General features: G+C 65.4%; 21 protein-coding genes. 6 read left to right on the top strand and 15 right to left on the bottom strand.

What is annotated here, in order from left to right:
* Positions 1 to 14 precede the first annotated feature (14 nt).
* Positions 15 to 275 carry a translation initiation factor IF-1 gene (gene infA / locus ACYQ0L_RS03125; RefSeq protein WP_459787461.1) on the bottom strand — a complete coding sequence of 87 codons (261 nt, stop codon included), beginning with the start codon at positions 273 to 275 and terminating at the stop codon, positions 15 to 17.
* Positions 276 to 473: 198 nt separating this feature from the next.
* Between infA and ACYQ0L_RS03120 the strand changes: the two genes are divergently transcribed.
* Together ACYQ0L_RS03120 and uvrC are read left to right on the top strand one after the other, a co-directional pair.
* Complete coding sequence (locus tag ACYQ0L_RS03120) at positions 474 to 3,404, top strand: TonB-dependent receptor (RefSeq protein ID WP_459787460.1); 2,931 nt, start codon at positions 474 to 476, stop codon at positions 3,402 to 3,404.
* Between the two features lie 44 nt (positions 3,405 to 3,448).
* Positions 3,449 to 5,404, top strand: coding sequence for an excinuclease ABC subunit UvrC (uvrC, locus tag ACYQ0L_RS03115; RefSeq protein ID WP_459787459.1), 1,956 nt, complete (start codon positions 3,449 to 3,451; stop codon positions 5,402 to 5,404).
* A 15-nt stretch (positions 5,405 to 5,419) separates the two neighbouring features.
* Here the strand turns inward: uvrC and ACYQ0L_RS03110 are convergent, their stop codons facing one another.
* The 6 genes from ACYQ0L_RS03110 to ACYQ0L_RS03085 form a co-directional block, all read right to left on the bottom strand.
* Positions 5,420 to 7,057 (bottom strand): serine hydrolase, encoded by a 1,638-nt coding sequence (locus tag ACYQ0L_RS03110; protein ID WP_459787458.1) that lies wholly within the window; start codon positions 7,055 to 7,057, stop codon positions 5,420 to 5,422.
* Between the two features lie 82 nt (positions 7,058 to 7,139).
* Positions 7,140 to 7,865, bottom strand: a complete 726-nt coding sequence (locus tag ACYQ0L_RS03105; RefSeq protein WP_459787457.1) for an EcsC family protein — start codon at positions 7,863 to 7,865, stop codon at positions 7,140 to 7,142.
* Between the two features lie 108 nt (positions 7,866 to 7,973).
* Positions 7,974 to 8,915, bottom strand: coding sequence for an acyl-CoA thioesterase (locus ACYQ0L_RS03100; protein WP_459787456.1), 942 nt, complete (start codon positions 8,913 to 8,915; stop codon positions 7,974 to 7,976).
* Positions 8,916 to 9,101: 186 nt separating this feature from the next.
* The gene (locus tag ACYQ0L_RS03095) at positions 9,102 to 10,010 is read right to left on the bottom strand and encodes a cupin-like domain-containing protein (RefSeq protein WP_459787455.1); all 909 of its coding nucleotides are present in this window, start codon (positions 10,008 to 10,010) and stop codon (positions 9,102 to 9,104) included.
* Complete coding sequence (locus ACYQ0L_RS03090; RefSeq protein WP_459787454.1) at positions 10,007 to 11,149, bottom strand: GNAT family N-acetyltransferase; 1,143 nt, start codon at positions 11,147 to 11,149, stop codon at positions 10,007 to 10,009. Before ACYQ0L_RS03090 ends, ACYQ0L_RS03095 begins: the two co-directional genes overlap by 4 nt.
* 179 nt (positions 11,150 to 11,328) lie before the next feature.
* Complete coding sequence (locus tag ACYQ0L_RS03085) at positions 11,329 to 13,497, bottom strand: sodium-translocating pyrophosphatase (RefSeq protein WP_459787453.1); 2,169 nt, start codon at positions 13,495 to 13,497, stop codon at positions 11,329 to 11,331.
* A gap of 189 nt (positions 13,498 to 13,686) precedes the next feature.
* On the opposite strand from ACYQ0L_RS03085, the gene ACYQ0L_RS03080 reads away from it, so the two are divergent.
* Both ACYQ0L_RS03080 and ACYQ0L_RS03075 read left to right on the top strand, forming a co-directional pair.
* Complete coding sequence (locus ACYQ0L_RS03080; protein ID WP_459787452.1) at positions 13,687 to 13,881, top strand: hypothetical protein; 195 nt, start codon at positions 13,687 to 13,689, stop codon at positions 13,879 to 13,881.
* Positions 13,878 to 14,846: a fatty acid desaturase gene (locus ACYQ0L_RS03075; RefSeq protein ID WP_459787451.1), complete on the top strand. Its 969-nt coding sequence runs from the start codon at positions 13,878 to 13,880 to the stop codon at positions 14,844 to 14,846. The genes ACYQ0L_RS03080 and ACYQ0L_RS03075 overlap by 4 nt, the downstream gene beginning before the upstream one ends.
* 3 nt (positions 14,847 to 14,849) lie before the next feature.
* On the opposite strand, the gene thiL is transcribed toward ACYQ0L_RS03075, so the two are convergent.
* The gene (gene thiL, locus ACYQ0L_RS03070) at positions 14,850 to 15,722 is read right to left on the bottom strand and encodes a thiamine-phosphate kinase (protein WP_459787450.1); all 873 of its coding nucleotides are present in this window, start codon (positions 15,720 to 15,722) and stop codon (positions 14,850 to 14,852) included.
* 135 nt (positions 15,723 to 15,857) lie between these two features.
* Between thiL and ACYQ0L_RS03065 the strand changes: the two genes are divergently transcribed.
* Entirely contained in the window at positions 15,858 to 16,610 is a 753-nt protein-coding gene (locus ACYQ0L_RS03065) for a hypothetical protein (RefSeq protein WP_459787449.1), read from the top strand.
* On the opposite strand, the gene nusB is transcribed toward ACYQ0L_RS03065, so the two are convergent.
* From nusB to hisG, 3 genes are read right to left on the bottom strand one after another with little or no spacing between them, the layout of a single operon-like run.
* Positions 16,607 to 17,056: a transcription antitermination factor NusB gene (nusB, locus tag ACYQ0L_RS03060; protein WP_459787448.1), complete on the bottom strand. Its 450-nt coding sequence runs from the start codon at positions 17,054 to 17,056 to the stop codon at positions 16,607 to 16,609. The genes ACYQ0L_RS03065 and nusB overlap by 4 nt on opposite strands.
* On the bottom strand, positions 17,056 to 18,345 hold the full coding sequence (hisD, locus tag ACYQ0L_RS03055) for a histidinol dehydrogenase (protein ID WP_459787447.1): 1,290 nt from the start codon (positions 18,343 to 18,345) through the stop codon (positions 17,056 to 17,058). The genes nusB and hisD overlap by 1 nt, the downstream gene beginning before the upstream one ends.
* Entirely contained in the window at positions 18,345 to 19,016 is a 672-nt protein-coding gene (gene hisG, locus ACYQ0L_RS03050) for an ATP phosphoribosyltransferase (RefSeq protein WP_459787446.1), read from the bottom strand. Before hisG ends, hisD begins: the two co-directional genes overlap by 1 nt.
* A 47-nt stretch (positions 19,017 to 19,063) precedes the next feature.
* On the opposite strand from hisG, the gene ACYQ0L_RS03045 reads away from it, so the two are divergent.
* Positions 19,064 to 20,128, top strand: coding sequence for a DUF2332 domain-containing protein (locus ACYQ0L_RS03045; protein WP_459787445.1), 1,065 nt, complete (start codon positions 19,064 to 19,066; stop codon positions 20,126 to 20,128).
* Between the two features lie 30 nt (positions 20,129 to 20,158).
* Here the strand turns inward: ACYQ0L_RS03045 and ACYQ0L_RS03040 are convergent, their stop codons facing one another.
* Genes ACYQ0L_RS03040 through ACYQ0L_RS03025 form a run of 4 tightly spaced genes read right to left on the bottom strand, consistent with a single transcriptional unit; the run spans position 20,159 to position 23,496 of the window.
* A complete protein-coding gene (locus tag ACYQ0L_RS03040; protein WP_459787444.1) occupies positions 20,159 to 21,070 on the bottom strand; it encodes an alpha/beta fold hydrolase in 912 nt (303 codons plus the stop codon).
* Positions 21,067 to 21,888, bottom strand: coding sequence for an SDR family NAD(P)-dependent oxidoreductase (locus ACYQ0L_RS03035; protein WP_459787443.1), 822 nt, complete (start codon positions 21,886 to 21,888; stop codon positions 21,067 to 21,069). The genes ACYQ0L_RS03040 and ACYQ0L_RS03035 overlap by 4 nt, the downstream gene beginning before the upstream one ends.
* A gap of 10 nt (positions 21,889 to 21,898) precedes the next feature.
* Positions 21,899 to 22,792 carry a pirin family protein gene (locus ACYQ0L_RS03030; RefSeq protein WP_459787442.1) on the bottom strand — a complete coding sequence of 298 codons (894 nt, stop codon included), beginning with the start codon at positions 22,790 to 22,792 and terminating at the stop codon, positions 21,899 to 21,901.
* Complete coding sequence (locus ACYQ0L_RS03025) at positions 22,789 to 23,496, bottom strand: glutathione S-transferase (protein ID WP_459787441.1); 708 nt, start codon at positions 23,494 to 23,496, stop codon at positions 22,789 to 22,791. Before ACYQ0L_RS03025 ends, ACYQ0L_RS03030 begins: the two co-directional genes overlap by 4 nt.
* Positions 23,497 to 23,500 lie beyond the last annotated feature (4 nt).

Below are 23,500 nucleotides of genomic sequence, written 5' to 3'. Positions count from 1 at the left end.
GTGCCTGCTAACGATCAGGAAGAGGAGCTGGACTGCGGACCCGGTCCGCCGCGACCCGGCATGAAGCGATAGGTGATGCGCCCCTTGGTCAGATCGTAGGGCGTCAGTTCGACCAGCACTTCGTCGCCGGTCAGAACGCGAATGCGGTTCTTGCGCATCTTGCCGGCCGTGTGGCCCAGAATCTCGTGGCCGTTCTCAAGCTCTACCCGGAACATCGCGTTGGGCAGCAGCTCGACAACCCGACCGCGCATTTCGAGGAGCTCTTCTTTCGCCATGGAATTAATCGTGTCCTTATGCAGTTCGTCGAATTCTGCCGCGATTTAGCGATCATGCATCGAAAAGGGAAGTGCGCGTCAGCAGCGAGCAAGGTTCCGGCGACAATCCGTTACCGAACGACGTTTGCCATTGGCCTTCTCGCCCGCCAGACAACGCGGCGGCGGGGGCCCCAATCCGATCGAGGGACGACACCGATAATGCACTTTTCCCCCCGCAATGCCTACCGGGTTTCCGCACTTGCGCTGGCCGCATCGATCTGCGTCCCGGCGATCGCGCAGGATGCGCCGGAAGATGCGCCCGAGGCTGGCCAGCAGGATCAGGCAGACCCGGGAAGCGATACAGACTTCGAGGTCGAGATCCTCGTCACTGCGCAGCGCATGCGCGGCTCGGTCGATACGGATGTCGCCCCGATCGTCGAGCTGGGTGAAGAGGACATCGCCGCCTACGGCGCGGATTCGCTGGCCGATCTGATCTCCCAGCTTTCTCCGCAGACGGGTTCGGGGCGGGGCCGGGGCGACGGCCAGCCGGTCATCCTCGTCAACGGCCAACGTGTCGCCAGCTTCCGCGAACTGCGCAACTATCCGCCCGAGGCGATCCAGAAGGTGGAGGTTTTCCCCGAAGAGGTGGCGCTGCAATACGGCTACAGCGCGGATCAGCGGGTCGTGAACATCATCCTGAAGGAGAACTTCAAGTCCAGCGAGATCGAGACCGAATACGGCAACTCGTTCCAGGGCGGCGCTCCCAATGGTGAGCTCGAGGTTTCGCAGCTGGTCATTGCCGGTAAAACCCGTTTCAACATTTCCGGTCAGGCCACGGCCGAGGGCATGCTGACCGAGGCCGAGCGCGATATCGAGCAGACGGAGAGTGCACAGCCGACCGTTGCGGACGATCCGGATCCCGCAGCATTCCGCAGCCTGCGCGCCGAAACCGAACGCTATCAGCTCGAAGGATCGTTCAGCACTGCGATCGGCGAGGGGGCGAACGCCAAGGCGATCACCGGCAATCTTTCGGCGCAGCAGAACTATTCGCGTTCGCTTTCGGGCCTTGAAACCGTGACGCTGACGAATGGCGGCACCAGCGAAGTCCGGGCGATCGATGCCGATCCTCTGATGCGCCGCTCACGAAATACCGTCCTCTCCGGCGGCGGTTCCTACCGCCAGTCGCTGGGCGACTACGAACTGAACCTGACGCTCGATGCCGTCTATACCGGCAGCGAGAGCGATATCGACCGGCGGCGCGATCTCTCGGTTCTGCAGGATCTGGTCGATGCAGGCTCGCTAGCCATCGACGGCCCCCTGCCGGCGATCGCTCCGCTCGGCGCGGATCGTTCGACCAGCGACACCTATACCGTGAATTCGCTGGCTACGGTTCGCGGCGTGCCGCTCGCCCTGCCTGCGGGCGACGTGAATCTTACCGTCGACGGTGGCTACAAGTGGAACCGGATCGAAAGTTCCGACACCCGCACCACGCTTGGCGCGGTGCAGCTGACGCGCGGGCGGATCAATGGCGGGGTCAACCTTGCCGTGCCGATCACCAGCAGGCGTGACGATTTCCTGGGCGCAATCGGCGACGTCACGCTCAATTTGGCTGCGGGGGTCGATCACCTTTCCGACTTCGGCACGCTCACCGACCTGACGCTCGGCCTTACGTGGAATCTCACCGACCGGCTGACGCTGGGCGCGACCTGGGTGAACCGCGACGAGGCACCCAGCCTGTCGCAGCTCGGCGATCCGGTGGTTGAGACGTTCAACGTGCCGCTGTTCGATTTCGCGACCGGGGACAACGTGCTGGCGACGATCGTCAGCGGAGGCAATCCTTCGCTGCCCGCTTCGAAGCAGAACGACTGGAAATTCAGTGCCAACTACGAGCTGGACCTGTTCGAACGCACGAATATCCTGGTCGAATACAACCGCAACCGGGCGGAGGATACGAGCGAGTCCTTCCCGCTGCTCACCGCCCAGATTGAAGAAGCGTTTCCCGATCGGGTGACGCGAGACGGCGCCGGTCGCCTGACCGCACTCGACCAGCGGCCGATCACTTTCGCGGAGCGCAATAGCGAGCGCATTCGCTACGGCTTCAACATGTTCGGCAAGGTCGGCAAGGCTCGCGAACAGGCACCCGGCGGTGGCGGCCCGGGCGGTGGGACCGGTGCGGCCCAGGCAGGCGGCCAGGGCGGTGGCGGCCAGATGCGCATGGGGCCGGAACAGTTCCAGCAGATGCGGGACAAGTTCTGCGCTTCCGAACCGGGCACCGTGCCCGATCTTGCCGCGCTCCCCCCGTTCATCCGCGATCGCCTGACCAACGAAGACGGTTCGGTTAACAAGGAGGCGGTGGACGCCGCGCGCGAGCGGCTCTGCAACGCCGATGGCAAGCCCGGTGCCGTCGGGCCGGGCGGCCCGGCCATGTTCGACCCGGAGCAGGCGGCCGCGATCCGCAATGCGCTGTGTGCCGATACGGACGCTCCGATCGACCTGTCGGCCCTGCCCGAGGGGCTGCGCGCGCGCCTCACCAACGAGGACGGCACGATCAACGAAGATCGGCTGGCCCGCCTGCGCGAGGCCGTCTGTCAGGCCGAAGGTGCCCAGCAGCAGCAGGGCGAGCGTTCGGGCGGGGAACGACGCCGCGGTGGCGGCCGCCGTGGCGGGCGCGAGGATGACGGGCAGGGCCGCTGGTTCCTGTCGCTCTACCACACGATCGAGTTGCAGAACGAAGCGCTGATCGCGCCCGGCATTCCGGTGATCGACTATTTCGACCTCGGCCTCGCCCGCCACTCGGTCGAGATGGAAAGCGGCGTGTTTTACGAAGGTTTCGGCACGCGGCTGAGCGGTCGCTACACCAGCGGCTACACGATCGACGGCAGCGATCCGTCAGGGGCAAGCGACCTGACCTTCGGCGATCTGGTCACCTTCGACCTGCGCTTCTTCATGGATCTGGAGCGGCAGAAGTGGCTCACCGGCGAAGATCCCGGCTTCTTCAAGGGCACCCGGGTTTCGCTGCGGCTCGATAATATTTTCGACACGCGACAGGGCGTTGTCGACGGTACGGGCCAAACCCCGGTGCGCTTCCAGCCGGCGCTTACCGACCCGCTGGGGCGCACGTTCGAGATCGAGTTCCGCAAGCTTTTCTAGGCGCGAACTGGCGCGGGTCGGTTTCCAGGCCTATCTAGCTGGCGATGTCAGACAGCAAGGCAGACCGACCCCACGATCCGCGCGGTAAAGAGCGCTTCAACGAGGAACGCGCGGCCTACACCGTGGCCAGCGCGCAGCCCGACCTCGAAGCGGGTGTCAACGCGATCCGGGAGACGGTGAAAACGCTGCCGCCGCGGCCGGGCGTCTACCGCATGCTCGATGCGCGCGGCGACGTGCTCTACGTGGGCAAGGCACGCAGCCTGAAGGCGCGGGTGGCGAATTACACGCAGGTGGCCGCGCTCACCAACCGGCTCCAGCGGATGGTCAGTCAGACGCGCCGGATGGAGATCGTCACCACCAATTCGGAGGCGGGGGCGCTCCTGCTCGAAGCGCAGTTCATCAAGCGCTACCGCCCGCCGTATAACGTGCTGCTGCGCGACGACAAAAGCTTCCCCTTCATTCTGCTGCGCGCCGACCACGCCTTCCCGCGCATCCACAAACATCGCGGGGCACGGCGCGCGAAGGGCAATTACTACGGGCCCTTCGCGAGCGCGGGCTCGGTCAACAAGACGCTTAATGCGCTGCAGAAGCTGTTCCTGCTAAGGTCTTGTACGGACAGCTTTTTCAACAATCGCGACCGGCCCTGCCTGCTCTACCAGATCAAGCGTTGCTCGGCGCCGTGCGTGGGCCGCATCGACGAGGACGGGTACGAAGATCTCGTCCGGCAGGCGAAGGATTTCCTCGGCGGGAAATCGTCATCGGTGCAGCAGGATCTCGAAAAGCAGATGGCACAGGCGGCGGAGAAGCTCGACTTCGAAACCGCTGCGATCCTGCGCGACCGGCTGCGGGCGGCGACCTTTATTCAGGGCAGCCAGGCGGTCAATGCGAGCGGGGTGGGCGATGCAGACGTGTTCGCGCTTGCCGCCAAGGGCGGGCAGATCGCGGTGCAGGCCTTCTTCATTCGTGGCGGGCAGAACTGGGGCCACCGCGCTTTCTTCCCCACGCACACGCAGGATGTCGACAAGGACGAAGTGCTCGCCCGCGTCATCATGCAATTTTACGAGGAAGTGCCCCCCCCACGCACCGTGCTGGTCGACCGGGAGCTGCCCGAGGCGGAGCTGCTGACACAGGCGCTGTGCGAAATGGCCGAACACAAGGTCGAGATTTCGGTGCCCCAGCGCGGCGACCGGCGCCGGCTGATGGAGCAGGCGCAGCGCAATTCAATCGACGCGCTCGACCGGCGGCTGGCGGAGACCGGCACCAAGGCGAAGCTCAACCGCGACCTCGCCGAATTCCTCGAACTGGAAGAGCCGCCGCAGCGCATTGAGATTTACGACAACTCGCATATCCAGGGTGCGAAGGCCGTGGGCGCGATGGTGGTCGCAGGGCCGGAGGGGTTCGAGAAGAGCCAGTATCGCAAGTTCAACATCAAGTCCGCGCAGACCAATGACGACTTCGGCATGATGCGCGAGGTGATGCAGCGCCGCTTCCGCAATCTCGCCGAAAATCCGGACGGCGAAGAGGGCAAGCGCAACACGCATGAAACCGTATGGCCCGACCTCGTTTTGCTCGATGGCGGCAAGGGACAGATGTCGACCGTGCGCAATACGCTGGCCGAAATGGGGATTGAGGACGTGCCGCTGATCGCGATCGCCAAGGGGCCCGATCACGGGCGCGAGGGGCGCGAGGTGTTCCATTTCCCCGATGGGCGCGAGAAGACGCTGCCGGTCAACTCGCCGCTGCTGTTCCACCTCCAGAACCTGCGCGACGAGGTCCACCGCTACGTGATCGGCGCGCACCGCGCCAAGCGCAGCCGCGCGATCACCGCCTCACCGCTGGATGAGATTCCCGGCATCGGCCCGTCGCGCAAGCGCGCGCTGCTGCTGCATTTCGGCACAGCAAGCAAGGTGCGCGCGGCCGCGCTGGATGATCTCAAGCGCGCGCCGGGGATCAGCGATGCCGTCGCGCAGCAGATCTACGATTTCTATCACGCGAACTGAATCGCGTGCGCGCGATCAGTCCTTCACGCGCTTCAGGTCGAGGTCGTGGAAGTCGTAGGAAAAGTCGGTCAGCTCCGAAATCGCTTTCATTTTCATGCTGGTCACGCGGCCGTTCTCGACCGTAAAGTCGACGAAGGCGTCGGCCTTCAGCGAGCTGTCCGGCCAGAAGGCGGCAAAGCGGTCCGCATCGTAGTGCGTCAGGTTGCCGTCGAGGATTTCGCTTCGGCCCATGTCGATAAACAGCCCGCCTTTATCGGTCAGACTGATGCGCACATCGCCGTACCACGGATCGTGATAGGTCCCGGCATAGGCCGATAGCGGGAGGCTGGGCGAGGCGGCATCCTCGGGTGCGCTCGACGCGGTCTCGGCGATCAGCTTCGTGCCCTCGGCTTCGGCCTTGGCGAAAGCGCCACCCCAGTCGGCGATGAAGTCGAACTCCGGGTGGCCGAGCAGCGCTGCGGCGACGTGATAATTAAAGGTCGAGGGCGCGCCGCGATAATCATTGGTCGCGCTGAACAGCACCAGTTTCTCTTCCGGGATGATCATGAAATTGCTGACAACGCCCGGCGCGCCCCCGCCATGGCTGACCAGCAGCCGGCCTGCGAAATCCTGCGTGCTCCAGCCCAGCGAATAGGCCGAGAGGTGCGAAAGGCCCGCCGCGCGCAGCCGGCCGTTCACGCCGGTGGGCGTGACGCCCTGCCAGACTTCTCGCGCCTGCTCCTTGTTGACAAGCCGCTTGCCGTCCTCGGTCACGCCGCCGTCGAGCCAGAAGCGGCCCCACTTCATCATACCCTCGGTATCGCACCAGATACCGCCGGCCGCGTTCCAGGTTTGCGAAAAGGCGAGCCGTTCGTCGATCGGCACGCCGGCATCCGCACCCGCCGCGCGTTCATGGCCGGTGACGAACCGCGCGCTGGCGGGAATGCGGCTCTTGTCGGCGACGCAGCGCTCCATGCCGACCGGGTCGAGGATCTCGTCGGTCACGAAGTCGGCCCAGCTCTTGCCCGAGACACGCTCCACGATCTCCCCGGCCACGATGTAGAGCAGGTTGTCGTAGGCATATTCGGACCGGAAGCCCGCGCTTGGCCGCAGGTGCGGAAGGGCCGCGATGATATCCTCCGGAGCGGCATCGCCATCGGGCCAGATCAGCAGGTCGCCCGCACCCAGCGGCAGGCCCGAACGGTGGGTGAGAGCGTCGCGCACCGTGAAATGCTCGCTCACCCACGGATCGGACATCGCGAATTCGGGAATATAGGTCCGGATCGGCGCGTCCCATTCCACCGATCCGCGCTCGACGAGGATCGCGAGTGCCGTCGTGGTGAAGGCCTTGGAAATGCTGGCGATGGGAAACAGCATGTCCTGCGTGACCGGGCGGCCGGTGCCTTCCTCGGCCAGGCCTTGCGCGCCGTCCCACACGGTCCCGCCGCCGATCGAGACGGCGGCGACCATCCCGGTCGAATCATAGGCCTGCACCGTCCGGCGCAAGGCTGCATCATAGTCGAGCGGGGTGCTAGGGGCGAGGGCAGCTTCGCCAGCCGGTGCCTCGGCCACCGGCATCTGCGGAGCGGGCGGCGCCTCCTGCGCTGTTACCTGTGCGCAGGCGGAGAGAACACAGGGCAGGAGCACCAACGCTCCGGTCTTGACGAAATTCATCTGGCTAGGGCTCCCGGTTGCGGGGCCCTTATGCAAGGAATTAGCGGCGTGGCAAACGCCGCGAGAATTTAATCAGCTCAGCTCAGGCAGCGCCCGCGCGCAGGCGGCGCTCCTGGAACGCGAACCGCGCCGCTTCGCCCACATCGCCCTGGAAGGAGATGTTCACTGCGCCACCGATCACCGATCCGACAAGCGGGACCACCGCTCCGACGCGGCGGCGGAACAGCGCGATGGCGAGTGCGCGCGAAACGCGCTCAATGGCCTGTTCGATGACGGGATCGATCTCTTCGTGCGGCATTTCCGACAGGCTGCCGTCGACCCCGATACCGGCCTCGAGCGCGGCAAGGCGTTCGACACGCTGTTTCTTGTCGTTGAGACTGGCCAACTCGAGCACCTGGAGGCGGAAGAGCCGCTCGCGCGCACCCTTGCCGTCATAGCCGTAGGCGCGGCCCGTATCGCGGATGCAGCGCAGGGCGAGGGCGATGGTGGCGGGAATGTCTAGCCCCATGGTCAGGATGCCTCCGATGCCCGAGGCTGCGCCGGTAGTGCCGCTGATCGCGCGGGTGGCGATGGCAACACGCTCCGCCGCATCGTGGCAGGCCTTCAGATCGCTGAGGTCGTGATCGAACTTGACCAGCTGCGGCGTGCCGACTGCCTGGTCGATGCCCTTGAGGACTCCGCGAACCAGCCCGTTGGGGACGAACCCGGCGACCGCGCCGCCGACGGGGCTGGTGATCTTCTCGAACCCGCGCCCGATAAGCGATGGCTTGGAGGTGCGGTACGCTTGCTGCTGTTTTTCAAAGTCCATGAAGCGCGAACGGGCAGTGGACCGCCTCGTTCCGGAACCAACTTTAGTTGATACCGGCTGCCACCTTTGCATCATGCCGCATGCACGAGGTCCGTCGCAATGCGTGGGTCAGTTCGTCTTTTCGCGCCGCTTGCGCATCATCCCTTCCTGCGCGACACTGGCGATCAGCGTACCGTCGCGGGTGAAGATGCGCCCGCGGTTGTATCCGCGACCATTGCCCGACCACGGGCTGTCGGTGTCGTAAAGCAGCCATTCGTCGGCGCGGGCGGGCGCGTGAAACCACACAGCATGGTCGAGGCTGGCGCCGACCAGTTCGTTGCGCATCCACGAGAGCCCGTGCGCGATCGCCGCCGTGCCAAGCAGGGTGTAGTCGCTGGCATAGGCGATGATCGCACGATGCAGCGCCGGATCGTCGGGCAGGGCACCCACCGTCCTGAACCATGTCTGCGACTGGGGTTCGCGCGGCTGCGTATTCATCCAGTGGAGCCCGTCGACCGGGCGCATCTCGATCGGACGCGGGCGGAGCATGAACTGGCGCTGCGCATCGCTCATCATGTCCAGCTTGTCGGTGAAAAGCTCGTGCCGCAATTGCTGGTCGGACTTGAGCGTTTCGGGGGCCGGCACATCGGGGAAAGGCATGTTCTCGTGCGAGAGACCGTCCTCGGGCGTCTGGAAGCTGGCCGTGAGGTTAAGGATCGGCGTGCCGTTCTGGCTCGCCACCACGCGGCGGTTGGAGAAGCTGCGACCGTCGAAATCGCGCGCAATGGCATAGTCGATGGGCGGGCCTTCCTCGCCCCCGCGCAGGAAATAGGCGTGCAGCGAATGCGCTTCCTTGCCGTCGCCGATGCTGGCCTGCGCAGCCTGCAAGCCCTGCGCGATCACCTGCCCGCCGAACACGCGGCCGATGCCGTCCACCTGCGGCTTGCCGCGAACCTTGTCGTCTCCGATGCGCTCCACCGTCAGCAGCTCGACCAGCTGGTCGGTCAGCGCCTGCGGGTCGGCTTGGTCGTGGACGGGAAGGTCGCGATCGTTCGTCGATGATTGTGTCATGCTGCATTCCTTGCGGGCTCGGCGAGTCAAAATCAACGCGCCGTGCAATTCGCAGCGGACGGGCCCGCTTGCCTTCAGGCGTGTCTCGGCGGCCCGGGCGGATTGCGAGACTGCGCCAGCCAGGCAGTGCGTGCGACCGCTACATCGATCGGTACGAACCCTCGGGCGGTTGGGATAGGCGGCTTCTTACGCCGGGGCGGCTGGTGGGCTCGGCGGACCGAAAATCCTGCGATAGGCGCGAAAGCCGTAGGATTTGGCGCGGTTCGATCCGGGCCAGCGTTTCGGCGGTGCCGGGTCGAAACCCAGCTTGCGCAGCAGCGCATTGAAACAGCGCGCGTCCGATTCGTGGTAGCTCCAGGTGGACCGCCAGGTGATGCTGAGCGAGATCGAGCTTTCCGGCCCGTTCCGCACGAAATGCGGCGCCATGACGGGCACGAACAGCGCCTCGCCCGCCTCTATGGCGTACTCGGCCCCATATGGCGCCAGATCGTCGCTCCAGCGCAGTTCGCGCGGTCCGCCGAGGTGGTAGCTTTCATGCATCCGGTCGGGCGCGAAGCGCCCATCGCCGGCGGGAAACTGCGTCATCTTCTTGCTGCCGCGCAGTTGCAGCAGAATGTTGTGCTCGGGATCGAAATGATAGGGCGTCACCGCGTTCGGGCTGGAGATGAAGACAAAGCCCTGCGGGGTCAGCATCTCGCCGGTCTTTTCCTCGATAACAGGCCGGATTTCCGTCAGCAGATCGTGGAGCAGGGCGCGATAGCCTTCGTCCTGCTCGATGTTCTTGATCGCCGCCCAGCTGTTGGCCTCCGCGATTGTGCGAATGGTCTCGGTGATCGAAAGCCCGTTATGCCCCGGCTTGTCCTCGATCCCGATGGGAAGATCGCCGCGATTATACTCGATCGAGCTTTCCGGCAGGCGGCCGGCAAGTGCGGCGAGGGCGTCTAGCCCCAGCAGCGGGTGGTCGTGCAGCCTGTGCCCGATCACCACCGGGGTTTCCGGGTAGGCCTCGGCGAAGGCCCGGCGCGATGCGTCGGGGAAGACTTCGGCTCCGGAGGCGGGCATTTCTTCGGCGTTGAAACCGGTCACGGCATTCATGCGACTGCCTTTCGTGCGAATTGCTGGCTTTCGTAATCGATGAGTCTCGCGCCGAGCGCGCGGCGGACGGTGCCGCCGATGGCGATGTTGCGCGCAACGAGTTCGCGCTGACCGCGCCAGAAATGATCGATCATCGGATGGTCGGGCGCGGCGCAGCTATCGCACCACTCGATGCCATCGCGTGCCAGCAGATCGAGGTTTTCCTTCTGCAACAGCACGCCGGGCGAAAAGCGGGCGTAGCGTCCGTCGAAAGCGGTCTTGAAGGTGAAGCTGCCCGGCGGGGCGAGGAAGATCGCAAGCGTGGCGACCGCCTTCCCGTCGAGCCGCAGGGAAAGCCCCTCGGCACGGCCCTGCCGCGCCGCGCCGATCAGGCTTTCGCGAAAAAAGCGGGCGTGGGCATCGTCCATGGCGAGCGCGGACCCCTCGGAACCCTTCCAGCTCGCTGCCTCGAGCGCGAGATATTCCTCCGCAAATCGCGCAATGTCTTCGGGCGAATGGGCGCGCTCGACACTGACCTCGCCCTCTTCAGCCAGACGGCGAGCCTGGCGGCGCAGTTCCTTGCGCTTCTTGTTGGGGAGGTACTCGTTGTAATAGTCCTCCGGCGCGAGGTCGGAGGCGAGCAGGGCGCGCGAGGTCCGGCCGACCACGGCGGCGGTGCGCGCCGTGTCGCGCGTCAGTTCGGCGAGGGCGGTATCGGACGCGCAGCCAAGTGGCAGCCCCGGCAGGTGCAGGAACGCGGCGAGCCCGCCATGGGCGTCCGCCCAGCGCAGCAGCTTGTCCCAGAACATCGCTTCGAAGCCGGGCGCGATCAGCGGTACGCCGCAAAAGGCGTTGTCGTGCAGCCACACGGCCAAGTGCGGAACCGGGCGATAATAGTAGCTCGAGTGGTATCTGAGCGGAACGAGACCCACCAGCCTACCATCGACGTGCAACTGCGCGAGGCGGACATCGCCCTTCGCGTCGAAGGCTTCAAGCGAGGGGGTGAGAAACCACCGTTCGAAGAAGGGGTTGGGCTCGCTCGCGCTGCATGAAAGCGCATCCCACTGTGCCGCGTCGGGCATTGCGTCCCGCCAGGGCGCAACGGCGAATTGCGGCGCGCAGCCGCCGGTACCTTCCAGCCGGGTATCTACCAGCACCATCGCCGCCTTGTCGCCTTTCGTCCGGTCGGACCTTGTCCTGCAGGCGTGGGCTAGGCCCCAAAGGCTGAAATTTGCTTAAGTCGGGCGGTTCGGCGGTCTCCCCACAGCAAAAAAGGGCGCGACTTCGTCTGCCGAAGCCGCGCCCTCTTGCGTCGGATCATCCTCGGGCGAGGATCAGGTTATCCGGCACCGCCCGCCGCGAGTGCGGCCAGCAGCAGCAGCGCGACGATATTGGTGATCTTGATCATCGGGTTCACCGCCGGGCCCGCCGTGTCCTTGTACGGATCGCCCACGGTATCGCCGGTCACCGCAGCCTTGTGCGCTTCGGAGCCCTTGCCGCCGTGGTTGCCGTCCTCGATGTACTTCTTCGCATTGTCCCATGCGCCCCCCCCGGCGGTCATCGAAAGCGCGACGAACAGCCCGCCGACGATAACGCCCAGCAGCAGTGCACCCAGCGCGGCAAAGGCATTGGCCTGGCCCGCGATCAGCAGGATGACGAAATAGACCACCACCGGGGCCAGCAGCGGCAGCAGGCTGGGGACGATCATTTCCTTGATCGCGGCCTTGGTGACGAGGTCGACCGTGCGGGCATAGTCCGGGCGGCTGGTTCCATCCATGATGCCCTTGTCCGCCGCGAACTGTTCGCGCACGTCCTTCACCACGTCGCCCGCCGCGCGGCCGACGGCGGTCATGCCCATCGCACCGAACAGGTACGGCAGCAGCGCGCCGAGCAGCAGGCCGACGATAACGAACGGGTTTTTGAGGCTGAAGTCGACCACCACATCGGGGAAGAACTCCTCGAGATCGGTGGTGTAGGCCGCGAACAGCACCAGCGCGGCGAGTCCCGCCGAACCGATGGCATAGCCCTTGGTGACGGCCTTGGTGGTGTTGCCCACCGCGTCGAGCGCATCGGTCTTCTCGCGCACCGAGTCGTCCAGCCCGGCCATTTCGGCGATCCCGCCCGCATTGTCCGTCACCGGACCATATGCGTCGAGCGCGACGACCATGCCCGCGAGCGCCAGCATTGCAGTGGCTGCGTAGGCGATGCCCATGAGCCCTGCGAGACCATAGGCGACGATGATCCCGGCAACGATCACCAGAGTGGGCAGCGCGGTCGATTCAAGCGAGATCGCGAGCCCCTGGATCACGTTGGTGCCGTGGCCCGTTTCCGATGCCTTCGCGATCGAGCGAACCGGGCGGTAATTGGTGCCCGTGTAATACTCGGTGATCCAGATGATCAGCCCGGTGATCGCGAGCCCCAGCAGGCAGCACATGAAGAGGCTGTTGCCGCTGAAGCCGAGGCCGATGACGACCTCGGTCACGGCTTCGCCGGTGGCTGCGTCGATCGTTTCCGTGACGGTTTCCGATCCGCCTGCGATGACGGCGCTCATATCGCCGAGAGCCCAGGCCATCACGCCGTAGATTGCGGGTATGGAGAGCAGAGCAGTGACGATGAAGCCCTTGTACATCGCCCCCATGATGTTCTGCTTGCGGCCTAGCTTTACGAAATAGGTGCCGATGATCGACGTGACGATGCAGGCCCCGCCGATCAGCAGCGGCAGCGCCATCATGGGTAGCAGGAGATCACCCAGCTCGGTCAGCAGCAAGGCAGTCAGCACCATGGTGGCGCCGACCGTGACGACGTAGGTTTCGAACAGGTCGGCGGCCATACCCGCACAATCGCCGACATTGTCGCCCACATTATCGGCAATCACGGCCGGGTTGCGGGGATCGTCTTCCGGGATCCCTGCCTCGACCTTGCCGACGAGATCGGCACCGACGTCCGCCGCCTTGGTGAAAATACCCCCGCCGAGCCGCGCGAAGATCGAGATCAGGGAGGCGCCGAAGGCGAGCCCGACGAGCCCGTCGACCACTTCGCGGCTGTTTGCTTCGAAGTCGAGTGGGCCAGCGAGGAGGTAGAAGAACACGGCGATCGCGAGCAGCGCGAGGCCCGCCACAAGCATCCCGGTGATCGCGCCCGCGCGGAAGGCAAGGGTGAGGCCCTGCTGCAGCCCGCTCTGCGCGGCGGCAGCTGTGCGAACGTTGGCGCGGACCGAGATATTCATCCCGATATAGCCGGCAACACCGGAAAGGATCGCACCGATTGCAAAGCCCGCTGCCGCGATCCAGTTGAGGAAGAAAAAGACGGCGGCCGCCACGATCACGCCAACAATCGCGATCGTGGTATATTGCCGGTTAAGGTAGGCGCGCGCGCCCTCCTGAATAGCGCCCGCAATTTCCTGCATCCGCTCGTTACCGGCTCCGGCGCCGAGCACCTGTCGGCTCGTGAAAATTCCGTAGACCACAGCCAGCAGGCCCAGCCCGATAGCGACAAGAACAAGATTCACGTCCAGTCCCTCCCCATTTTTATGTCCCGAAGAGCATTCGGATACTCACCGTCTTCGTAGCGGTGTTTAATACCGTCATGGCTAGATCGGGCGGGGGCGGGGTGCAAGCCCTGCCTGCATTTGGGCGGTGGCTGCTCGCGGCACTCACGGACTCTTGCCGGAATCCATGGTTAGTACTAGGTTAACGCCATGCAGGTCGCGCTTCAGAAACTGTTCGTCATCATGCCGCTTCTGTTCGGCATCGGCTTCATCGCTCCGTTGATCGCGCAAGCGATGGCGGCGGGGGGCTGGGACGCTCCGTTCGGGATGGAACGGATCGGCTTCGGACTGGTCATCGGCGCGGTATGGGGGCTGTACGCAACCATCAGGGGGCGCTGGGTATGACCGAGAATATGTCCGCCACGAATGCACCGGCGCCTGAGACCATCGATACGCCGGAAGCCTATGCTCCCGCGCTCCCGCTTGCCCGGGGCGACGGGCTGGACCGGCATACGCGGGTCGACCTGCTGAAGCAGGAACGCGCGATCGCGGCGAAATACCAGGGCGGGCCGATGTGGGGTTATGTGGTCGCCGCGCTCGGCGGTTTCGCCGTGTGGCTCGCGCTGTTCCCTCTGACGATGCTCGGGGTGGTCCATCCGCTGATCACGCTGGTCGTTTCCACCTTCCTGACTGTGGCCGGCTACGTGACCTGTCACGAGGCGATGCACGACAATATTGCCAAGCGCGGCAGCCGCTATCGTTGGGCGAACCAGATGGTCGGTGAAGTCTCGCTGCTGCCGATCGCGGTACCGTTCAGCATGGGGCGGGTGACGCATCTCGAGCATCACAAGCACTGCAACCATCCGCACAAGGACCCGGATTATACCGACGAGGCGCCCAATTGGTGGATGGCCTGGTACAAGACCTGGTGGAACCGCCAGCCGCGCGTCGATGGCACGATCAACCGTTACAAGACCGTGTGCCAGGAACTGAACACGGCCGAAGCGCGGACGGCGCTGAAGCAGACTCTGATCGTCCAGCTGATCTATCTCGCCACGCTCTTCACCATGGCATGGAATGGCTATGCGATCGCCGCGGCGGTGTGCTGGTGGCTGCCACGCCAGCTTGGCCTCAGCTATATCCGCTACTTCCTCAGCTGGGCGCCGCATCATCCGCGCGCGGGCAAGACCGAACGCTACGAACAGGCCAACATCTTCAAGAGCCATGTCGGCCATTTCCTGTCGATGTGCATGGAAACCCACCTGATCCATCACCTGCATCCGGGGATTCCGAACCACAAGACCAAGGCCGCCTACATGGAGATGAAGCCGATCCTCGAGAAGCGCGGAGTCGACTGTTCGGCGCTGTAGCGGTCAGTGCTGGTAGCCGAGGCCCCCGGGGCCGCTCAGCCATTCCCCGTCGAGCCTAAGCGCGCCTGTGCCGCGCGGCTCGACCGATCCGATCCGCGTTGCTTCGGCCGGCAAACCGGCATCGACGGGCGCGGTGAAGAGCAGCGCATAATCGTCCCCCCAGCGAATGGCGTCCTGCCGCCGGGTTTCGGGTGCACCCAAAGGCACGGCCGCGCTCTTGATCGCGAAGGTGACGTCGCTCGCCTCGGCCATGCGCCACGCATCGATCAGCAGCCCGTCCGACACATCCATCATCGCGGTGGCATGCGGGGCGAGAGCGCGGCCCGCCGCCAGCAACGGGGTGGGGCGGGTGAAAGGCGCGATGTCCGCGCTCCCCGATCCGGTCAGCGCCTCGAACCCCATCATCGCCGCGCCGACCGATCCGCACAGCCACACCGCATCCCCGGCTGCCGCGCCGCTGCGCGATGGCACCGGGCAGTGCGTCGCGCGGCCGATCGCGGTGAGGCTGAAGGTGCGCCGACCGTCGCCCGAGACGGTATCGCCGCCAAGCAGCGGCACGCCGAAGGTGGCGAGCGCACTCTTGAGCCCGTCGAGAAACGCCGCGTCATCCGTGCCGAGGCTGTAGCCGAGCATCACGCCGACCGGCTCCGCGCCCTTGGCCGCGAGATCGGACAGGTTCACCGCGATCAGTTTCCATGCGACGTCCGCGAGCGATTGCTGTGGCGGCCAGTGGACGCCTTCGACCATCATGTCCTTCGTCAGCACCAGCGTTTCGCCGCCTATTTGGAGCACTGCAGCATCGTCGGCGAGGCCGCGTGCCGCAGAGTGGCAGGCGAGGGCGCGAAGCGATCGGATGAAGGCAGGTTCGTCGGTCATCGTCGCCCGCTATGCCAGCGGAGGCGCCGTCCGTCACCTCACCGCCGCCCGTCGGAAGGCTTGACACGAGGCGCATATTGGCAGGCTAGTGCCGCCGGGTTGGATCCTTTTGGAGAATGAGTTGTGCGCTTTGTGATGATGGTTGCGCTGGCGTCGCTGCTGACGGCCTGCGGCGATGCCCGAGCCGATCCCGATGGACCACAGGCAAGCGGCACTCCCGACGCGCAACAGACCGATGCGCTGTCGAGCACGTCCTGGCTCGCGTTCAGCGATCGCGACAAGTGCGAGCTTGCGCCGCAGGCGGCAAAAGTGGTCGAGGCGATGATGCATACCGGGCGCGACGGCGAGCCTTCCGGCATGCTTGTCTCCAAGCCCGCCAGTGCGACACTGCCAGGCGGCGGCGCGCCAATTCGCGCGGCGGAGCTGGCCGACGATCCGTACCAGTCACCGGGCGTCTTCCTGCCGCTGGAGCAGAACTGGAACGGTCTGCCGCTGCGGGGCCTGTGGGCCAACTCGGCGGCGCGCGCGGCACTGACCGGAACAATTCCCTACGATGGGGTCGAGATTCGGCTGTATTTTGCGGACACGCCCGAGCTGGTGAGCAAGTTGGAATCGGCAGGCTGGACGCTGTCGGAGGTCGACCCGGAACATGACGAGGCGATGCCCGTCGCGACATTTTCCCAGCAATACTACCTCGATGGCGATCAGAAACTATTGGCAAAGCCGATCGACTACGACGCCGAGGCGAACAGGAGCGCGAGCGGCATTCCCGAGGTCGACGGCCGACAGATCGGCACATACGCGATGAACACCGTCGTGCAGCTGGTCAAAAGCAGCGCGAAGCCGGGGATGACCTACCTCACCTGCAATATCTACGCGTCTACCTAGGGGCGTGCCGACTTGCCGACGGCGTCGAGCACGCCGTTGGCGAACTTGGCTTCGCGGTCGTCGAAGAAGGCCTTCGCCACGTCGACATATTCGTTGATGATCGCAGCCTTGGGAATGTCGACCCGGGCGATCAGCTCGTAGGAGCCGCAGCGAAGTACCTGCAGCATCGTTTTGTCGAGCCGCTTGAGACTCCAGCCTTCGGCCAGCTTGTCGCTCAGCAGCAGGTCGATTTCCTCGGCCCGCGCATCCACGCCGCGCACGATGTCGTCGAAGAATGGCACCTCGGCGTCGGCATAGGTATCGCCCTCGATCTCGCGGCCCAGCCGGTGCTGGTGGAACTCGTCGAGCAACTTGGGCAGGGCCGTGCCCTCCATGTCGCGCTGATAGAGCGCCTGGACGGCGGCGAGGCGTGCGGCGGAACGTGCGGTGGAACGCTGATGGGACATTACTTGAGACGCAACCTGATGGACTGGGCGTGGGCCGGAAGCCCTTCGGCTTCGGCAAGGGCGATGGCGGCGGGGCCGATCGCGGAAAGTGCATCCGCATCGGCTTCGATGAAGCTGGTGCGCTTCATGAAATCGAGCACCGAGAGGCCGCTGGCGAAACGCGCGCGGCGGCCGGTCGGCAAGACGTGGTTCGGGCCGGCGACATAATCGCCGACGGCTTCGGGGACCATCCGGCCAAGGAACACGCTGCCCGCATGGCGCAACTGCGCGAACAGCGCTTCGGGATCGGCGACCGCGAGTTCGACATGCTCGGCGGCGAGCCGGTTGGCGAGCGGCATGGCATCGTCCAGCCTCGGCACGACGATGATCGCACCATGCGCATCCCATGCGGTGCGCGCCGTCTTGCCGGTGGAGAGCATGGCGGCCTGCACATCGACCTGGTCTTCGACCTGCGCGGCAAAATCGGCGCTGTCGGTGATGAGGATGCTTTGCGAGCTGGGATCATGCTCGGCCTGGCTGAGCAGGTCGGCAGCGATCCATTCGGGATTATTGTCCCCGTCGGCGATGACGAGAATCTCGCTCGGCCCGGCGATCATGTCGATCCCGACCGTGCCGAACACCTGCCGCTTGGCTTCGGCAACCCAGGCATTGCCGGGGCCGGTGATCACATCGACCTGAGCGATTCTTTCGGTGCCATAGGCCAGTGCGCCCACGGCCTGCGCCCCGCCGACGCGCCAGATTTCGTCGATCCCGGCGATGTGCGCGGCCGCAAGGACCAGCGGGTTCATCTCGCCCCGGGGCGTCGGCGTCACGGCGACCAGCCGTTCCACCCCGGCGACCCGCGCAGGGATGGCGTTCATCAGCAGCGAGGAGGGGTAGGCTGCCCGCCCGCCGGGAACGTAGATCCCCGCCGCGTCGACCGGCGTCCAGCGGTGGCCGAGGCGCACGCCGGCATCGTCGGTATAGTCACGCTGCGAGGGCTTTTGCGCTTCGTGATAGGCGCGGATGCGATCTGCCGCGAGGTTTAGCGCATCGCGCAGCTCGGCATCGAGAGCTTTATAGGCCTGCTCGCACTGCGCCGCCGGGACGCTCCAGTCATCGTCGCTGGCGAAGTGGTGCCCGTCATGCTTGATCGTCAGCTCGGCCAGGGCCCGGTCGCCGTGCGCCTTCACCTTGGCTAGAATATCGGTGACGTCGCGGGTCACATCGTCCGCGCTTTCGCGCCGGGCATTGACTACACGGTCGAACTGTTCGGCGAATTCGGGGGCGCTGGCGTCGAGGATCTGCATCAGGCGGCAGCCTTCGTATTTGCGCGCGCTTCCGCCTCGCGGCGGAAGGTCTCAACCAGTTCGGCCACGCGGCTGTCGGTCTTGAGGGCGGCGCGGTTGACGATCAGGCGCGCGGTGATGTCAAGGATGCGCGTGGTTTCGACGAGGCCGTTTTGCTTGAGAGTGCGCCCGGTGGAGACGAGGTCGACGATGCGGCGGGCGAGGCCCAGCGAGGGGGCGAGCTCCATCGCACCGTTGAGCTTGACGCATTCGGCCTGCACGCCCTGCCGCTCGTAATAGCGGCGGGTGATGTTGGGATACTTCGTCGCGACGCGCACGTGGCTGCCCAGCGCGGCGTCGCCCGCCTCGCCGACTTCCTGCGCTACCGCAAGGTGGCAGTGCCCGATGTCGAGGTCGACCGGCGCATAAAGGTCCGAATAGTCGAACTCCTCGATCACGTCGGATCCGACGATGCCGATCTGCGCCGCACCGTGCGCGACGAAGGTCGCCACGTCGAACGCGCGCACGCGGATCAGGCGCAGGTCCTCGCGGGTCGTGGCGAAGCACAGGGCACGGTTGCCCTTGTCGTGGAAGCCAGGCTCGGGCACCACGCCCGCGCGTTCCATGACGGGCAGGGCATCGTCGAGAAGCCGCCCCTTGGGCACGGCAAATGTGAGTTCGCTTTGCGGCATGGAGCGCCAGATAGGACGCACGGCACGAAAGGGCAATTGCACGAAGCATGACGGATAAAGCGGCTGTGATGGACATCGTCTCGATCCCCGAGGCAATCGCGTGGCAAGCGGACCATGCAGCGGAGGCGGGTGCCCCCGGCACGGCGCGGCTGATCCGCGGGCTCTTGGCGCTGGAAAACAGCCATGCGGCCACCGCCCGGCGCATATTCGGCTGGCATGGGCTCAGCCTGGCAGATGCGATGCCGCTGCGGGTTGCGGGCGGCCTGCACTATCTCCTGCTGAGCGGCGAGGAGCCGCGTCTCGCCGATATCTATGCGGGCCGGATCAGTGACCAGGGGCAGGTCGATGCGCTGGTGCGTGAAACCGTGGAGCGATATGACGCGGTGCTGATGCCGTGGCTCGACGGGCCACCCCAGACCAACGAGGCGGGGCGTTCGGCAAGCATCATGGCCGGTCTTTGCTGGCTGGCCGAGCGTGTGCAGCCGCGCTTCGAAATGCTGGAGATCGGGGCAAGCGCCGGGATCAACACGATGATGGGCCGCTATCGATTCGAACTCGATTCGGTGTCGATCGGGCCGTCGGGCAGTCGCATGGCGATCCACCCCGAGTGGAAGGGCGATGCGCCGCCGGCGAGCGATCCGCAGATTATCGATGCACGCGGCTGCGATATGAAGCCGGTCGATCTGTCCGATGCGGATGCGGTGCTGAAGTTAAAGAGCTACGTCTGGCCCGAAGCGCGCCAGCGCATGGCGCGCCTCGATACCGCAGCCGCGATGGCCGAACGCATGCCGCCGGAAATCGACCGCGAGCGTGCAGGTCCGTGGGTCGAGGGGGCGCTAGCCCGGCCGCAGGACGAAGGCACCACGCGCGTGCTGTTCCACACGATCGTATGGCAATATATTCCCGCAGCCGAACAGGCGGCGATCACGCAGGCGATGGCGGCGGCGGGAAAGGCTGCTACCCCGGATCGCCCGCTCGCCTGGCTGACGCTGGAAACCAATCGCGAAACCTTCCGCCACGAACTTCACGCGCGCTTCTGGCCCGACGGCGAAGAGCCCAGGCTGCTCGCGGTCGCGCACCCGCACGGCGAATGGGTGGAGTGGCTGGGTTAGGCAACCGGGCGGGTTGCCGATAATCTGCTCTCAGGCCGTTCGCGCCAGAAAGGCATCGACTGCGGCGTTAAACTTGTGGGGTGCCTCCCACGGGACGAAATGCCCGCAGCCGGAGACCTGCTCGATCGTCAGATCGTCGATGATGTCTTCCATTCCCACCATGTTTCCCGGCGGCAAAGCGATATCGTCCATCGCCCAGACGACCAGTGTGGGAATGGTCAGATTGGGCAGGGACCGCGCAGAGTAGGTTTTCGGAATCTCGAAAGGCGCGTCCATCGGCGGGACGATCATCGGGCTGGCGCGATACCAGTTGAGCATGCCGAAGGCGGCGTCGCGATCCTGCCAGTCCTCCAGCAGACTGGCGCGCTCTTCGTCTTCCATCGCAGAGGAACGGTCCCATTTGACCTCCTGCAGCAGAATCCCGACGAGGCCCTTGTCGCGCACCAGACCGTCGTTGTCCGTATTGCGGAAACCGCGAATATACTGGCTGCTCTCGCGCTGGTGCGGGTCGAGGAACAGCAGCTTCTGGAAAATCGCCGGGTGGGGCGCATTGGCGATGATGCACCGGCTGACCCGGCCCGTGCCGGCGCCTCTCTGGCCGGCAAGCGCGACGCCCCAGGCAATCGCACCACCCCAGTCGTGGCCGACGATCGTGAAGTCGTCGATATCCAGTGCGGCAGCCAGCAGGAAGATGTCGCCGATCAGCTTGTCGGGCGTATAGGCCTCGACCTCCTGCGGTTTCGACGATCCGCGATAGCCGCGCTGGTCGGGCGCGATGCAGCGGTAGCGATCCGAAAAATGGGGTATCTGGTGGCGCCAGGTCCGGTGGCTTTCGGGAAAACCATGGAGGAAGATCAGGGCAGGCGCATCGCGCGGCCCTTCGTCGACCACGTCCAGCTCGATCCCGTTCGCCAGTGTGACGCGCGTCTGTTCCATGTTCATTGCTCCCCCACGATCCGTTCCATGTATCCGTCGGCAACCCGCTGCGCCACCTGATCGAACAGGGCGTCGGGCGTGCGGCGCTGTTCGCCCCAGCTGCTTTCTCCGCCGCGTGCGACGATGATCTCGCGCTCGCCGGTGGTCATGCCGTCGAGGATGATCTGCGCCGCCTCGTCGGGCGGCATGCCATTGTCGATCACGCTGTCGCTGCGCCCGCGGGCACTGCCATCGGCGGTCAGGGCGTTGCGGCTGACGTCGGTGGCGACCGATCCAGGGCACGCGACATGCACTGCAATGCCCGATTGGGAGAGTTCCGCGCGCAGGGCGTCGGCGTAACCGACCAGCCCGTGCTTGGCCGCGCAATAGGCGGTACGCAGCGGAATCCCGATCTTCCCCGCGACCGATGATATGAAGACAAACCGCCCGCTGCCGCGTGCCGCCATGTGCGGCAGCAGGGCCTGCGCGGCGGCAATCTGCGCGGTGAGGTCGACCGCGATGATCCGCCGATAAACCTCCATATCGGTATCGACTGCCGCGCTGCGCTGGGAAATCCCGGCATTGGCGACGAAGATGTCAACCCCGCCGCGCCACGCCGTTGCCCGTTCAGTCGCGGCATGCATCGCTGCCTCGTCGGTCACATCGAAGGGGAGGGTAAGCGTTTCGGTGCCGAGAGCAGCGGCCACACCCTGCAGCCGCGCTTCGTCACGCCCGGAAAGGATGATGTGCGCCCCCTCGGCCGAAAGCTTGCGCGCCAGCGCCGCGCCGATTCCCGACGATGCGCCGGTGATCCACGCGACCTTGCCCGTGAAAATGCTGCTCATCGCGCGCCGATCACGGATAGGTCACGGTCTTGGGCTTCTCGGGCAGGGGAATCCATTCCTCTTCGTCACCCGGCACCTTAGGGAAATTCCCCGCCTTCCAGTCCTTTTTCGCCTGGTTGATCCGCTCACGATCCGAACTGACGAAGTTCCAGAAGACATGGCGCTCGGTCTTAAAGCTCTCCCCGCCCATCAGCATGACCCGTGCGCCTTTCTCCGATTTGAGAGCGGGGGCATCGCCGGGCCTGACGACCATCAGGCTGTAGCGAGGCAGTTCCTCGCCATCGAGCGTCGCCTCGCCGTCGACCACCATCAGTGCACGTTCGTCCGCTTCGGCATCGATCGGCAGCTGGCCGCCCGGGGCGAGCACGATCTCGGCATAGATCGTGTCGGCATAGGTGGTGGTCGCGGCACGCGCGCCCCACAATTCGCCCATGATGACGATGGCGCGTGCCCCGCCATCCTCGACCACCGGCAGATCATCGATCGCCTCGAAAGCGGGGGCGATCTCTTCCTTGCCGTCGGGCAGGGCGAGCCAGGTCTGCATGCCGAACATGCGTGGGCCGCCGGTCCGCTCGCTCTCTGGCGAGCGTTCGGAATGGACGATCCCGCTGCCGGCCGTCATCAGGTTCACCGTGCCGGGGCGGATGGTGGAAAAGGTGCCGATGCTGTCGCGATGGTCGATCGCCCCCTCGAACAGCCAGGTGACCGTGGCGAGGTTGATATGCGGGTGTGGGCGCACATCCATGCCGCCGCCGGCCGGCAGGTGGGCCGGGCCGAATTCGTCGACGAAGATGAAGGGGCCGACCATCCTGCGGTGCTTCGAAGGCAACGCGCGACGGACCTCGAAATCGCCCAGATCGTGGTTGGTGGGCGTAATGGTCGCCTCGATAGGTCCTGCGATCATGCTGCGTCGAGCTCCGGGTAATGGCGAAAGATGCCATCTTCGTTGAACGCCATCCGGCGGTCCGAGGCAAGATAGGCCTTTATCCCGTCGAGCTGCACCACCGCATCGCGGCACGCGATCAGCTTGGGGTAGTCGCCTTCGATGGCCTTCATGCGCTTGGGAAAGGCGTAGCGCAGCCCTTCGACCAGCTGGAACAGCGAGGTGTCCACATGGCTCCATTTCTCGCCCAGCACGAACGGCCCGTCACTGGCAGAGAGGGCGTCTTCGAAATAGCGGAAGAACTTGGGAATGCGCTTTTCGCGGAAGTCTTCCGCCACGCGGCTGGCCGCATCCTTCTGGTCTTCGTAATAGAGCCCGTCGGCGATCGGGTGATGCACATCGTGGGTTTCGGCCACGATGTCGGTGATCGTCAGCTGCAGCATGATGAGCTCAAGATTGGCTTGCTCATCCTCCGTCCCGAAGCCGTGCCGGCCCGCCAGCCAGGTCACGATATGCGCGACCTGGGCGATGCAGTTGTCGCCATCGACGATATAGGGTGGGGCGAAAGGACGGATTCCCGTGCGCCCGTCCAGATCGTCGACCAGCGCATCGACGCCGTCTTCGCGCGCGCGGTCGCGGTAGCTCACGCCTGCCGCTTCCAGCGCGACGCGCACGAACTCGCCGCGGCCGGGAGCGCCCGGCCAGTACCAGAGGTCGTATGCCATCGCG

This window comes from Alteriqipengyuania triglochinis (assembly GCF_054655655.1).
This window is presented reverse-complemented; position numbering and strand designations above follow the sequence as displayed.

Coding starts and splice junctions, on each gene's coding strand:
- infA (WP_459787461.1), bottom strand. CDS start 275: ATGGCGAAAGAAGAGCTCCTCGAAATGCGCGGTCGGGTTGTCGAGCTG.
- ACYQ0L_RS03120 (WP_459787460.1), top strand. CDS start 474: ATGCACTTTTCCCCCCGCAATGCCTACCGGGTTTCCGCACTTGCGCTG.
- uvrC (WP_459787459.1), top strand. CDS start 3,449: ATGTCAGACAGCAAGGCAGACCGACCCCACGATCCGCGCGGTAAAGAG.
- ACYQ0L_RS03110 (WP_459787458.1), bottom strand. CDS start 7,057: ATGAATTTCGTCAAGACCGGAGCGTTGGTGCTCCTGCCCTGTGTTCTC.
- ACYQ0L_RS03105 (WP_459787457.1), bottom strand. CDS start 7,865: ATGGACTTTGAAAAACAGCAGCAAGCGTACCGCACCTCCAAGCCATCG.
- ACYQ0L_RS03100 (WP_459787456.1), bottom strand. CDS start 8,915: ATGACACAATCATCGACGAACGATCGCGACCTTCCCGTCCACGACCAA.
- ACYQ0L_RS03095 (WP_459787455.1), bottom strand. CDS start 10,010: ATGAATGCCGTGACCGGTTTCAACGCCGAAGAAATGCCCGCCTCCGGA.
- ACYQ0L_RS03090 (WP_459787454.1), bottom strand. CDS start 11,149: ATGGTGCTGGTAGATACCCGGCTGGAAGGTACCGGCGGCTGCGCGCCG.
- ACYQ0L_RS03080 (WP_459787452.1), top strand. CDS start 13,687: ATGCAGGTCGCGCTTCAGAAACTGTTCGTCATCATGCCGCTTCTGTTC.
- ACYQ0L_RS03075 (WP_459787451.1), top strand. CDS start 13,878: ATGACCGAGAATATGTCCGCCACGAATGCACCGGCGCCTGAGACCATC.
- thiL (WP_459787450.1), bottom strand. CDS start 15,722: ATGACCGACGAACCTGCCTTCATCCGATCGCTTCGCGCCCTCGCCTGC.
- ACYQ0L_RS03065 (WP_459787449.1), top strand. CDS start 15,858: ATGATGGTTGCGCTGGCGTCGCTGCTGACGGCCTGCGGCGATGCCCGA.
- nusB (WP_459787448.1), bottom strand. CDS start 17,056: ATGTCCCATCAGCGTTCCACCGCACGTTCCGCCGCACGCCTCGCCGCC.
- hisD (WP_459787447.1), bottom strand. CDS start 18,345: ATGCAGATCCTCGACGCCAGCGCCCCCGAATTCGCCGAACAGTTCGAC.
- hisG (WP_459787446.1), bottom strand. CDS start 19,016: ATGCCGCAAAGCGAACTCACATTTGCCGTGCCCAAGGGGCGGCTTCTC.
- ACYQ0L_RS03045 (WP_459787445.1), top strand. CDS start 19,064: ATGACGGATAAAGCGGCTGTGATGGACATCGTCTCGATCCCCGAGGCA.
- ACYQ0L_RS03040 (WP_459787444.1), bottom strand. CDS start 21,070: ATGAACATGGAACAGACGCGCGTCACACTGGCGAACGGGATCGAGCTG.
- ACYQ0L_RS03035 (WP_459787443.1), bottom strand. CDS start 21,888: ATGAGCAGCATTTTCACGGGCAAGGTCGCGTGGATCACCGGCGCATCG.
- ACYQ0L_RS03030 (WP_459787442.1), bottom strand. CDS start 22,792: ATGATCGCAGGACCTATCGAGGCGACCATTACGCCCACCAACCACGAT.
- ACYQ0L_RS03025 (WP_459787441.1), bottom strand. CDS start 23,496: ATGGCATACGACCTCTGGTACTGGCCGGGCGCTCCCGGCCGCGGCGAG.